This window comes from Nocardia aurantia, assembly GCF_009604425.1.
GTDB classification, from domain to species: domain Bacteria; phylum Actinomycetota; class Actinomycetes; order Mycobacteriales; family Mycobacteriaceae; genus Nocardia; species Nocardia aurantia.
This window is the reverse complement of the sequence record NZ_WEGI01000005.1, coordinates 444061-456536: the sequence shown is the minus strand read 5'-3', so window position 1 is coordinate 456536 and position 12476 is coordinate 444061. Positions and strand designations below refer to the sequence as shown.

Genomic DNA, 12476 nt, shown 5'->3' with positions numbered 1-12476 from the left:
GGCTGTGTTTTTGGCCTCCGCTTCGCTCCGGCGGGTTCGCGGCCCCTGAGTCTCGATCCTTCCCTCCTCCGGTCAGTCGCTGCGCTCCCTCCCTCCGTCAGTCCAGGATCGAGACGGGCCGCGAACTTGCTTGTCGGGGCTGCGAATTGGTGACCGGCTTTGGCGGTCAGGCGATGCCGCCCGGGGGGAGCAGGACGTCGTTGAGGGTGACCATCGATAGTTTGCGGGCGCGGATGATATCTACCAGTTGGCCGTAGACGTGGGTCACCGGTGCGTGGTTGGCGTGGCCGATGACGATCGCCTGGTTGTTGAACCACTGGTCGGCCATCTGGACGATATAGTCCTCGGTGACCAGGCCGGCGTCGGACAGGGAGCCGTACCACATGGTCGGGACGGTGTAGCCGCAGTCGGCGGCTATCCGGTCCACGGCCGCGTTGTGATAACCGTAGGGCGGGCGGAAGTAGGGGGTGCCGTCGACGCCGAAGTTGTCCAGCAGGAACTGTTTGGTGCGGTTCAGCTGTTCGGCGACGTTGTTCGCGGACAGCCGGGTCAGGGACGGGTGGTCCCAGGTGTGGTTGCCGAGTTGGATCTGCCCCGAATCCACCAGGGGGCGTAGCGCGTCGCGGTTGATCGTCCACGAGTCGTAGCAGCCGGTGACGAAGAAGGTGAAGCGGGCGCCGGTGTCGCGGGCGAACTGGATGTAGGCGGCGACCACGTCGGGGTTGGCGCCGTCGTCGACGGTGAGTGCGAGGCTCGTGCTGTCGCCGGGCAGGCCGCTGAGGGTTTCCGCCGCGATCGGCGTCCGCGGGCCGCGCGGCGGGGGTGGCAGCAGCGGCGGGCGGGCCGGGGCGGAGGAACCGCCGCCGGCGGATGAACTGCCGCCGGCGGACGCGCCCAACGTGGGCGGATCGCTCACGGTCGGCTTCGCTTCGGAACAGGCGGTCAGGCTTGCCACGGTGCCGGCGGCCAGCAGCATCAGCCACTGCCGCCGCGTCGGATCGGTTCTCATGTCGCACCTACCGTGTCGGCGGGTCGAACCTGTCGCTGGGAACCTATCGCAGGAAACGGGTGAAACGGACGTGAAACGACATCGCTTCGGTCCGCTCGGCGGGTCGCGATGGTTCGAGACGACGTCGGCGATGCTGCGACGACGGTGGGTTTCGGTGGCGTCATGGCAGCGACGGATGCGGCGCGGCGGACAGCCACGGATTCGGCACGGCACGACGACCACGGGTTGGGCGGCGCGGCGGCCGGGCCGGGTCAGCGCGGGATCGGGCGCAGCACGATCTCGACGGGGTGGGCGTCGCGCGGGGTCTGCACGGCCTGCCTGACCGCCTGCGCGACAGTTTCGGCGGTGAGGAAGTCCTCGGGCCGGTAGTCGCGGTGTTCCCCGGCGACGATCGCCTGCTGCATCTCGGTGTCGATGCGGCCCGGGTGGATCGAGGTCACGCGCAGGTCGAGTTCCTCCTGGCGGAGCGAGTCGCCGAAGGCTCGCAGGGCGAACTTGCTGGCGGCGTAGGCGCCCCAGCCCGCGGCGGCCCGGAGGCCGGCGCCCGAATTGATCAGCACCACGTGGCCTTTCGCGGCACGCAGGGCAGGGAGCAGCAGGCGGGTCAGTTCGGCCACCGCGATCAGATTGGCCTCCATGACATTTCGCCACAAAGTAGCGGAAGACGCTGCGACGGTGCCCAGTTCGGCGATCCCGGCGTTGTGGACCAGGACTTCCAGGCGATCGATCGAGGCGGTGGCGCGGGCCACCTCGTCGTAGTCGGTGAGGTCCACCGGCCAGGGACGGGCGTCCGGCAGTTCGCCGAGTATCCCGGTGAGCGCGGCGGGCGTGCGGGCGCCGAGCAGCAGACGGTGGGTGCCCGACAGTTCGCGGGCGATCGCCGCCCCCAGGCCCCGGCTGGCGCCGGTGATCAAGGCAAGCGGTTCGGGGCTGGTCACCATGCGCATCACGGTAACCGGAAACCCTTGTCCGGCGATGCACGAGTGACCGCATCCGGTACCACGAAGCGAGGGCGAGCACAGGTGAGCACTGCCGAGAAGCTGCCGGCGCCACGCCGGACCGAGGGTGGGGATTTCGGGCGGCGCGCGTACTTGCGGGTGTCATCGCACAATGGGGGGATGAACGGGCCCGGCTTCACGCCTACGCAACTGGCGGCCCGCGCCGCGTATCTGCTGCGCGGCAACGACCTGGGGACGATGACCACGGCGGCGCCGAAGTTGTATCCACACATGTGGAGCTGGGACGCCGCCTTCGTCGCGGTCGGCCTGGCGCCGCTCAGCGTGGAGCGCGCGGTGATGGAACTGGACACGTTGTTGTCGGCGCAGTGGCGCAACGGGATGATCCCGCACATCGTCTTCGCCAACGGCGTGGACGGCTATTTTCCGGGACCGGCCCGCTGGGAGTGCCGCCGGTTGGCCGCCGACGCGCCGGCCGGCCCGGACACCTCCGGTATCACCCAGCCGCCCGTGCACGCCATCGCGGTGCAGCGGATCCTCGACCATTCCCGCCGGCACGGCCGCAGCACCCGGGCCACCGCGGCGGAATTCCTCGACCGGCGCTGGCCGGATCTGATGCGCTGGCATCGCTGGCTGGCCAACGCCCGCGACACGAAACACAACGGCCGGATCACCCTGTACCACGGCTGGGAGTCCGGGATGGACAACTCGCCGCGCTGGGACCGGGCCTACGAGAACGTCGTGCCCGGTGATCTCCCGGCCTACGAGCGGGCCGACATCCAGCTGGTGGACCCCACCGAGCGGCCCAGCGATCGCGAATACGACCGCTACCTGTGGCTGGTCGAGCAGATGCGCCGATGTGGATACGACGATTTCCAGTTGGCCTCCACGATGAGTTTCGCGGTCGAGGACGTCTTCGTCACCGCCATCTTCGCGCTGGCCAACGAGGTGCTGGCCGGCATCGGCGAGGACTGCCGGATGCCGCGCGCCGATGTGCGGGAACTGTACGAATGGGCCGACTACTTCCGGGCCGGGGTGATCGCCACCACGGATCCGCGCACGGGCGCCGCGCGCGACTACGACGTGCGGCTGGGCCGGTGGATCACCACGGAGACGCTGGCGATGTTCGCGCCGCTGCTGTGCGGCGGGTTGCCCCGCGACGGCGAGCGCAGCCTGTTGCGGTTGTTCGAGGGTCCTCGCTTCTGCGGGCACCCCGACCTGCGGTACGCGCTGCCGCCGTCCACGTCGCCGGTGTCGAAGGATTTCCGGTCCCGCGAATACTGGCGGGGACCGGTGTGGCCGGTGATGAGCTGGCTGTTCTCCTGGGTGTTCGCCCGTCGCGGCTGGGCCGAGCGTTCGTTCATGCTGCGGGCCGAGGGGCTGCGGCAGGCCAGCGACGGCAGCTTCGCCGAGTACTACGAGCCGTTCACCGGGGAGCCGCTGGGCAGCATGCAGCAGTCCTGGACGGCGGCCTCGGTCCTGGACTGGCTGGGCTGAACCCTGCGTCACCGTTGGGCCGGGCGGCGTCGTCACGCCAATTTTCGGCAGAGTCAGCTACTTTTTTGCAACGAATCACAGGCACGGCTGTGGTACCAGGTTTAACTTTCGAATATGCTGGTTAACCATGCGTGAGCTTCCCGTTATCAGCCCGAAACTGCGCCGCATCCTGGTTGCCTTGCTCGCAATCTCGGTCTCAGGCATATTTTCGGCAACCGGTACGGCAGCTGCCGACCCCACCGGACCCGACGTCTCGTCCTGGCAGCATGTCGACGGCCGGATGATCAACTGGAGTGATGTGCGCTCGGCCGGGCACAACTTCGCCATGTTGAAGGCCACCGAGGGCGTGACCTACCTCAACCCGTATTTCGTCGCGGACAGCGTGCTGATGCGCAACGCCGGCATCGCGCGGGGCACCTACCACTACGCCCACCCGAACCAGTCGCCGGAGCAGCAGGCCGCGCTGTACGCGGCGGTGGTGCTCGGGCAGAACGGCCCGCTGGACCTGCCACCGGTGCTCGACCTCGAGGAATCCGACGGGCTGGGCCCGGCCGCACTCATCGACTGGACCCATCGGTATCTGAACACCGTGCAGGCGCTGACCGGCCGGCTGCCGATCGTCTACACCTATCCGAACTTCTGGAAGTCGGCGATGGCGAACTCGACCGAGTTCACCCGCTACCCGCTGTGGATCGCCGACTATCGGGGCAACGAGCAGCCGGAGGTCCCCGGCGGCTGGCCCGCCTGGACGTTCTGGCAGACCACCGACTCCGGATACATCCCCGGGATCAGCGGGAAGACCGATATGAACGTCTACAGCGGCGCGCAGGGCACCTTCGCCCGCTTCGCCAACATGTGATTCCCGCTCCGTGCACGAGTGCGCCGCCGGCCTCGATTCCGAGGCCGGCGGCGCACGTTCGCCGAACGATCAGGTGTTGACCGGCAGGGCGAGCACCACCTCCCGCTCGTCCGCGGCGAGATAGCGGACCTGCACGATCCGGCCGACCTGGACCTGCCCGATGTTGCGCTGCGGGACGAACTTCCGCACCGCGGCCGTGAAGGTACTGCCGTCCGGCCGGGTGATCAGCAGTCCCAGATCCACCGCGGTGCTGTCCTCGCGGGTCTCGCCCGGCACCGACAGCGTCTGCACCACCGCCTGCGCGGCCACCCCTCGTTCGGCCACGTCCAGGGCGGCGCGAGTGGTCAGACCCTTGCGGATCATGGTCTCGTTCACGGCCCGCTGCACCGCCGAGCGATCGCCGGAACGGTCGATCTCGACCCGGTCGGTGCGGTCCGGCAGATAGCGCACCGGAAGCACCACGCCCGGCCGCAGCAGCGCCAGCTCGGCCAGCGGCACGATCATCTTCGCGTGCGACCGGAAGACCTCGCCGCCGGCACCCTCGACCTGCAATTCGATGCGCAGCTGCGGCTGGTCGTTGATGTAGAGCCCGGTCTGCGCGAACGACTCCACGGTGCCGATGCCCAACTGCCCGTCCCGGAACCGGGGGCTGTTGCCCCCGGTCACGAGGCCGCTGGTGAGCACGAAGGCCACCGGCAGCACCGACACCGCGGCGATCGGCAGCGCCAGTTGCCAGCCCACCCAGCCGAAGACGTCGCCGGTCAGGGCATCCGATCGGTAGGTGAGCCCGTGCCAGAGGTACCAGCCCACGGCGGCGGCGAAGAACGCCGCCGCCCCGGCCCGGATCGCGGTCCGCATCTGCGATCACCCACCCACGATGGTCGAGCAGGCGAAGGTGATGTCGAACTTCGAGGTCTTCGGGCCGGCGGTCGGGTTGGTCATATCCGGCGCGCCGACACCCTCACCGGTGACGTGGAAGGTGTTGCCGCTCTTGGTGGACTGGGCCAAACCGCCCGGCTGGCCCTTGCCGAAGCCGACCGCGTAGGGCAGGCCGCTGGATCCCCCCTTGCTGCCGGTGATCCCGACCGCCTGCACGGTCCCGGTGCCGGTGACCGTGGCGGCCACCGCGAGGGTGCCGTAGGCGCCGTTCGCGTTGTCGGTCAGGGCCAGTGCGAGCACGTCGCCCTGCTTGGCGCAGGTGGTGTCGAACGTGCCGGTCAGGGCGGCGCCGTCGACGCTGACGGTCGACTTGCCGGACGACGCGGCCGGTCCCGCCGGCCCCGCCGGGGCGGACGAGCCGGGCGCCGGGGTGGCCGGCGCGGCCGCGGGCTTGCTGTCGCCACAGCCGGTGAGGACCAGGGCCAGCGCGGCGGACGCGGCGACGGCGGCGGTGCAGAGACGAATGGTCGCAGTGCTCATCGGAATTCCCTCGTGTCGGGAGCGTTGCCGCTCGCTTTCGAACTTCCGGCTCCGTGGTGGAACCGATGTCATGAAGGTAGGAAGCGTTCGCGCCCTACCGATCCCAGGTTTTCCCCTGGCCGATCCGGGCTCGGGTTGGTTAACCTGGTCGAATGCGACGCCCGCGCGCGATGGTGCTGGACGAGGTTTGGCGCCGGATCGAGGGCGTCGAACCGCTTTCCGGTCCCCAGGGCGGCCCGCTCAGCCGCACCGTCAAGCTGATCCTCGACCCCCTGGTGCTACGCCCGGTGCAACATCCGCTCTGCGCCGGCCCGATCCTCAGCGCCGAGGGCGTGATCGAGGTGACGGTCCGGCTCACCGCCGCCGCCGAGGTGCTGCGCGCCACCGCCGCCTGGTTCACCGTCTGCAAACAGGTGCGGCGCTCGCTGCGCATCACCGAGGGCAATCCGCAGGACCTGTACTTCCAGCGCTGTTTCGAGCTGGCGAGCACCGTCGGCGCGCCGGATCCGTTGCGCGGCAACCAGTTCGCCGAGGCCGCCGTGCGCGAACTGCACGAGTTCACCGCGGGCCGGACCACCCGCGCCCTGAAGGAACACCTCACCGACCCGGCCCGGGCCCGCGCCCTCACGGAACTGCTCGACCTGGCCTGGCGCCGTCGCCCCAGCAGCGGCGGCCCGAGCAGTTCACACACCGCGGAAATCGGTGCGCTGCTGGAGATCTGCGCGACCGCCCGGCTGCGCCGCACACCCCCCGACGGCCACGCCATCTTCAGCACCCTGCTGACCGCCCGCGCGGGAACACATTTCGGCATCCGGCTCTGGTCCGCCACCGGAACATCGCCCACCGCACAGCATCTCGGCCTCACCGAGCATCCCGCTCCTCGCCGCCCGGAACTCGGCACGACCGCGTCCAAGGCCACCCTCGCCCGGCCCTTCGACCGCACCGTCCACGAACGGGTGTTCACCGTGCTGCAGGCCGCCGCCGAACGCGCCGACCTGCCCGAGATCCCGGAACTGGTCGACGCCGAGATCGCCCGCAGCTGCGCGCCCTGGGCCCTGCTCGACGAATCGCTGCGGGTCGCCGCGACCGCCGGCGCCGAACTGGCCCTCGGCCTGCGCCCCACCGGCTCCGGCGCCGAACCGGAAACCGCCGCGCAACAGGTGATCAACGGCCGCTGGCAACGCGAGGCCTACGTCCTGCAGGCACGGCGGATGTCCCTGCATCGGGATCCGGCGGCCACCGGCCCGCTCGCCGCCGTCGCCACCGAACTACAGGCCCCCTGGCAGCCGTACCTGCGCCGCCTCTGGGTCCGCCTGCACGGCCGGGACGTGCGGGAACTACCGCTGACCGCCACCGACGAACTGTGGGACATCCTCGACGGGGTCGCCCGCTCGGTCGTCCTCGACCACCGGATGCGGGTGAAGCAGGCCCTCGGCGCCCTCGCGACCGATCCGGATGCCGTCCCGGCCGAATCGAGGGCGAGCTGATGAATCCCGAACTCGCGCCCGGCACAGGCGAAGTCGAGGTGCGTTCCGGTCCCGACGGCACCGTCGTGGTCGCCCCGCCCGCGATCGCCGCCCTCGCCGAGGGAGCGGCCGGGCCCGACACTCTCGTGCTGGCCGCCGCCGGTGCCCACCTGACCTGGAATTTGTTCTCCGACAACTACATTCCGGCGGCAGTACTCGACGATCCGGATCTCGCCCAGCAGTGGATCTGGGCCGTGTACGGCGAGGAGGTGGCATTGGCGGTCGCCGACTTCGACGGAGTGCCCCGGCGCGCGATCGCCCGGCCGGCCCGGCCTTTGCTCGCGGCCGCCGCCCGGCGTCTCGCCTACGCGCACTGGGCAGCCCGCTGGTGGCCGGCCTCGGCGATCGATGCCATCGCGGCACTGGACGACCGGCTGCTCGCCACCGAGATCACCACGCTGACCGGCGAATGCGAGATGCTGGTGGACGGTGCCGACGCACTGGACGAAGCGGATCCGGACGACGAATTCGGCACGATGCGCACCGTCGCGGACGCCGGCGAATTCGGCACGATGCGCGCCCTCGCGGACGCCGGCGAATTCGGCACCGTGCCGACTCTCGGACGCGCCGACGACTACGCCCTCGCCGTCGGAGCCGCCGACGTGGATGCCACGGCACGCGATGCGACGGTGCTGGCGCGCGGCGTCACCGGCTGGGACTGGTACCGGTGCCCACCCGGCATCCTCGACGCCTCCGAACGCGCCGTCTCGTGGGAGGTCGTGCGCGCCGACGGCGCCACCGACGTCCGTGTCCGTGCCGTCGCGGCCCCCGGGTTGCGCGGACTTGTGCCGGAACACCTGCGGCCCACCGCCTTCGGCGCGGCAATCCCCCCGACTCCGCTGGTCCTCAGCGGCGACCACTGGCAGGGGCTCGCACCGCTGGTCGACCCGGCCGCCCCCGTCACGGTGACCGTACGGGTCCCCGGCATGGGCCCGGCCGAATCCGTTCCGGCGGAGGAACTCCGGCACCGTATCCGGGACTTCGCCACCACCCGCCTGCGCCGCGCGGCACAGGCGCACGACGATCCGTACGACACTCCCCTGCTCGCCGAAATCGCGGCGGCCGAGGCGGATTACTGACATTATGCATTCGCTGTCGCACTTGCTCCGATCGGCGTGGTTCCGGAATCGGCCGACTTCGATTCACCCACTGTGTCCCGAGCCGAGCGAATCGACGCGCGGCCGGCGAATGCTCGACCGCCGGCGAGCCGGACTCGCACCGGGCTCGCTGTGCCGCGGACATATCCGCCGGGCCGGCCGAGGCCCGACGGTTCCTCGGCCGCCATCGCGTTCGATCGGCTGTCGTCGGTCGCCCGGCGTACCGGAATACGGCGGATCGCCATCGATTTGCCGCCGCACGGTTTCGGAATTCGGTCCTCCCGTTGGCGTCCAGCTCACGGACAGGATGATCGCCGATCCCAGGCATGTCCGTCGCCGCCGCGAACGCATCGGGAACGGCGACGGCGAATTCCGCCCCGATGGCCGCTCCACCCGGCAACCGACGACAGTACCGGCGTCGCCGGAATCGTCTGCGGCACTGTCGGTCCGGCAGCGTGGGCTGCGGACCGGCGGCATACCACCACAACAGGAGAGCGGGTCGGCCGGATGAGTGAGGCCGGTACGGACGACGACTGGGCACCGCTGCACGAGGCCGCGGCGGTCTATCAGACCGGTGACGTGGCACAGGCGCGGCGGATGTTCGAGGCGGCGGTGGGCACGGCCGGCGGCCGGGTTCGGTTGGCGGCCATGGTCAATGCGGCCGCCATGTGCGATCGACTCGGCGAGCACATCGCAGCGCTGGACTGGTATCGCACCGCGCTGCCGGACATCCCCGGTGACGCGATCCGGATGCGGGCCACCGCGCTGGTCGACATGTCGCAGACGATGCAGCATCTCGGTGATCTCGAGGCCGCGCAGTCCGCGCTCACCGAGGCACGGGATCTGCTCGGCGACGATCCGGAGTTCGGTCACCTACGGGTCGCCTGCCTGCTGTCGATCACCGCGGTTGCGATCCACGGCCGGCGCTGGTCGGAGGCGCTCGCGCACGCCACCGAATCCCTCGACGTCGCCGTGGTTTCCGCCCCGGAACTGCTCGGCCATCCGCTGATGAATCTGGCCGCGGTCTACTTCGAGACCGGACGGGACACGCTCGCCATCGATTTCGCGCGTCAGGCACTGGACGCCTTCACCAAGGCCGGTGACCGCAACGGAATCGCCGAGACTCAGCAGAATCTCGCGATGATGCACCTGCGGGCCGGGGAATTCGACGAAGCGCGGCCGCTGCTCGACGCGAGCCAGGAGTGGTTCGAGGAAAACGATCTCGGCCCGCGCGCCGCGATCGGCTGGAAGTTGCGGGGTTTCCTCGCCGACGGCACCGGTGACCCCGACGCGGCACGCGAGTGGTATCAGCGCAGTTCGGACCACTTCCGCGCCTCCGGTGCGGTACTGGAGGCCGCGGAGGTCCAACTCCGGACGGCCGTGGCGGAAGCACGATCCGGCCGCCCCGACGCGGCGGAACGCCTGCTGTCCGAGGCCTTCGACACCTACGCCCGGCACGGCCGCGGCCTCGACTGCGCACACATCGACTTCTGGCGCGCGACACTGCTCGCCGAACACCCGACCGGTGCCGATCCGGCCCGCACCGGGCTGGATCTGGTGGTGCCGGCGGCACTCGCCATCGACGCCGTCCGCCACACCTTCGCCGACGGCTACCACCGGCAGCAATGGCATGCTCGCCTCGCCGAACCCGCCGTACGCCTGGCATTCCGCTTTGCCACCGACGCCCGCGACGCCCGGGTGATCGCGGACCTCGTCGAAACCTGTTGTGCGGGTGCGATACCGGCCCCCGGCCGGCAACCCGCGGAACGAGTCACCGGCATCCCGCTCACCATCCCGGAAGCGCCACCCGAATCACGCACGGCGCCTTCGGCTCCGGCGGCCGCCACCCTCGGCACCGCCCTGTCCGACCTTGCGGCGAGCGCGGGCCTCGCCGTCGGCCCGCCACCGCGTGTGCGGGTCGCGCCGGACGGCCGGATCGCACTGGCCGATCACATCGCCGCCGCGGAGACCCGCTACCACCGCGTCGTCCGCGACGCCCGAATCCTCCCCGCCATCACGGAACCGGCCGATTCACTCGCCGTCACGCCGCCGATCGGCGCGGAAGCCACCTCAGCAGACAGTGCGGTGGCCGTCCCACCAGCACGATCGGACGGGCCATCGCCCTGGCCTTCGCCGGCGCGGGCGCGCACGTCGCCGTCTCCGGCCGGGACGAGGCCCGCGGCAACGCCTCACGGTCCGGGAATCCCCCTGCCGAACGGGGCGGCCACATCGGGTGCCGCATCGCCGGACAGCTCCGAAGCCATTCCACCTGAACACAACTCGGCGACCGCAGGGCCCGGGCGCCCGGCGGACACGACACCCGGCAGCGCGCTCCCGCGCGACGCAACGGTGACACCGCACGGCGACGCGACGAGCACACCGCCCGGCAGCACTGCGATCACACCTGCCGGAAGCGTGGTGCCACCCGCTCGTCCGTCCGCGGGTGCGGGGAGTGCGACAGCCGCGATGAGGATCCGCACCGCATCGGCATCCGGCCCTTCCTCGCCGCACTCTCGGTCGCTGCCGAACTCGGCGGATGGGCGCACCGTCGGGGCCGGCGGACAGCCCACCGTATTCGTGCGGATGGCAGACGCGGGCGATCTGTACCTGTCCTGGTATTGGGCCGGGGAGGTGGACGCGCCCGGGGTGGCGGTGATTCCCGAGGACCAGGTGGCGGCGGCGGTCGCGCGGTTCGCGGCGGCGCTGCCGCGGCCGGAGGTACCCGGCGGGCTCGAAGCCGCTTTCACCACCGGTGAGTTGGCCACGTTCGACGCGGAAAATGAACTGGCCCAGTATCTTTCGCGAGTATTTCTCCCGTTTCGGCTGGCGGAGCAGTTGTATCGGCTGTGGACCGGTGGGGTGCGGCCGTATGTACGGATACAGCCGTCGCCACGGGTGGCCCGGATTCCGTGGGAGTTGCTCGCGCCCGATCCGGAATTGCGGCTACTGGACATCGCCGACGTCGGCACGCTCGCGCCCGCCGGGCTGGTGCACGCGCCGGGGCGGGTGGCACGGTCCTGGTCGGCGGATCGCGCGTTGCCGGTGGTCGCCGTCCTCGATCCACGGGTGCCCGGTTTCCGGGCGGATTCGGCGCTGGGTTCGGTACTGGGCCGGATGGACGGGCAGGCTCCGCTGGCGCGCCGGGTCGCCGAGTACGGTGACCGGCTGGCGCCCGCCGTCACCGATCCGGTCGACGCCTTCCGGCGCACCGATGTGGATCGCGACTGGCTCGGCCGGGCGCTGCGGGCCGGCGCCGCGCGGCTGTTGTACGTCGGGCATGTGACGGCGGCGACGCCGGAGTCCGGGCGCAGCGAGGAGGCCCGGCTGCACCTGGCCTGCACCGACGCCACCACGGGATTCGCCCCCATCGACCGGATCCACCGGCCGCTGTCCGCCAAGGATCTGATCCTGGGCACACATGCGGCGGCAGCCGATCCGGTCGACGGGGCAACGCGATGGCCGATCCCCGCCCGGGTCGCGCTGATCGCCTGCGAGAGCGGCGGGGACCTGCGCTTCGGTGAGGCCCTCGGACTGCTCGCGGCAATGATTCACGGTGGCGCCGAGCTGGTCACCGCCAGCCGGTGGACGCTGCCGACCGATCTGGCCTTTCAGCGCTTCGGCGCGGCGGGATCGGGGACGCGGCCGCTGCAGGACGCGGTGTGCGCGATCGATGCGGCCCACGAGCGACCGGATCCGGTCGAGGCGTTGCTGCGCTGGCAGCGGGAGCGGCTCGCCGCGTGGCGCGACACCCGGCAGGTGGTGGACTCACCGCTGCTGTGGGCGGCTTTCGCCACCGTCGACACCCATCAGTGCTCGTCGTAGTGCCCGTCGTGCACGGCGTGCCGGTGCCCGTCGTGCAGGTAGTCCACATGGTCGCCGTGCGGAATGGCCGCGTGGCCGCACCCCTCACCGTGCACATGATCGTGTGCGGCGGTGTGCTCGACGTGCGCGGCGGGCTCGCATTCGTCGAAATGTCCCTCGTGCTCCCGATGCAGATGACCGTCGTGGACGTAGTCCACATGATCACCGTGGTGGAACGACTCGTGTCCACAACCCGGCCCGTGAATATGGTCGTGATCGGCGTGAACCGCGTGTGCAGTAGTCATCGAACCT

General features: G+C 70.7%; 10 protein-coding genes and 1 pseudogene. 6 read left to right on the top strand and 5 right to left on the bottom strand.

What is annotated here, in order from left to right; translation table 11 throughout:
• Positions 1–166: 166 nt before the first annotated feature.
• Both NRB56_RS13790 and NRB56_RS13785 read right to left on the bottom strand, forming a co-directional pair.
• Positions 167–1009 carry a polysaccharide deacetylase family protein gene (locus NRB56_RS13790; RefSeq protein ID WP_153341952.1) on the bottom strand — a complete coding sequence of 281 codons (843 nt, stop codon included), beginning with the start codon at positions 1007–1009 and terminating at the stop codon, positions 167–169.
• A gap of 251 nt (positions 1010–1260) precedes the next feature.
• Positions 1261–1950, bottom strand: coding sequence for an SDR family oxidoreductase (locus tag NRB56_RS13785; RefSeq protein WP_153341950.1), 690 nt, complete (start codon positions 1948–1950; stop codon positions 1261–1263).
• 177 nt (positions 1951–2127) lie between these two features.
• Here NRB56_RS13785 and ggh point away from each other — a divergent pair, with 177 nt between their 5' ends.
• Together ggh and NRB56_RS13775 are read left to right on the top strand one after the other, a co-directional pair.
• Entirely contained in the window at positions 2128–3462 is a 1335-nt protein-coding gene (ggh, locus tag NRB56_RS13780) for a glucosylglycerate hydrolase (RefSeq protein WP_153341948.1), read from the top strand.
• A 127-nt stretch (positions 3463–3589) separates the two neighbouring features.
• Positions 3590–4321, top strand: a complete 732-nt coding sequence (locus NRB56_RS13775; RefSeq protein WP_153341946.1) for a glycoside hydrolase family 25 protein — start codon at positions 3590–3592, stop codon at positions 4319–4321.
• A 69-nt stretch (positions 4322–4390) separates the two neighbouring features.
• On the opposite strand, the gene NRB56_RS13770 is transcribed toward NRB56_RS13775, so the two are convergent.
• The gene (locus NRB56_RS13770) at positions 4391–5179 is read right to left on the bottom strand and encodes a hypothetical protein (RefSeq protein ID WP_153341945.1); all 789 of its coding nucleotides are present in this window, start codon (positions 5177–5179) and stop codon (positions 4391–4393) included.
• Positions 5180–5185: 6 nt separating this feature from the next.
• Positions 5186–5740 carry a lipoprotein LpqH gene (locus tag NRB56_RS13765; protein ID WP_153341943.1) on the bottom strand — a complete coding sequence of 185 codons (555 nt, stop codon included), beginning with the start codon at positions 5738–5740 and terminating at the stop codon, positions 5186–5188.
• A 170-nt stretch (positions 5741–5910) separates the two neighbouring features.
• Here NRB56_RS13765 and NRB56_RS13760 point away from each other — a divergent pair, with 170 nt between their 5' ends.
• The 4 genes and pseudogenes from NRB56_RS13760 (at position 5911) to NRB56_RS13745 (ending at position 12185) form a co-directional block, all read left to right on the top strand.
• Positions 5911–7227, top strand: coding sequence for a hypothetical protein (locus tag NRB56_RS13760; RefSeq protein ID WP_153342247.1), 1317 nt, complete (start codon positions 5911–5913; stop codon positions 7225–7227).
• Positions 7227–8345, top strand: a complete 1119-nt coding sequence (locus tag NRB56_RS13755) for a hypothetical protein (protein ID WP_153341941.1) — start codon at positions 7227–7229, stop codon at positions 8343–8345. Before NRB56_RS13760 ends, NRB56_RS13755 begins: the two co-directional genes overlap by 1 nt.
• A 525-nt stretch (positions 8346–8870) precedes the next feature.
• A pseudogene (locus NRB56_RS38935) lies at positions 8871–9665 on the top strand (tetratricopeptide repeat protein); the annotation flags it as partial.
• Positions 9666–10946: 1281 nt separating this feature from the next.
• Entirely contained in the window at positions 10947–12185 is a 1239-nt protein-coding gene (locus tag NRB56_RS13745; RefSeq protein ID WP_153342245.1) for a CHAT domain-containing protein, read from the top strand.
• Here NRB56_RS13745 and NRB56_RS13740 read toward each other — a convergent pair.
• On the bottom strand, positions 12170–12469 hold the full coding sequence (locus tag NRB56_RS13740; protein ID WP_153341939.1) for a hypothetical protein: 300 nt from the start codon (positions 12467–12469) through the stop codon (positions 12170–12172). The two genes, NRB56_RS13745 and NRB56_RS13740, sit on opposite strands and share 16 nt — an antisense overlap.
• Between the last annotated feature and the right edge of the window lie 7 nt (positions 12470–12476).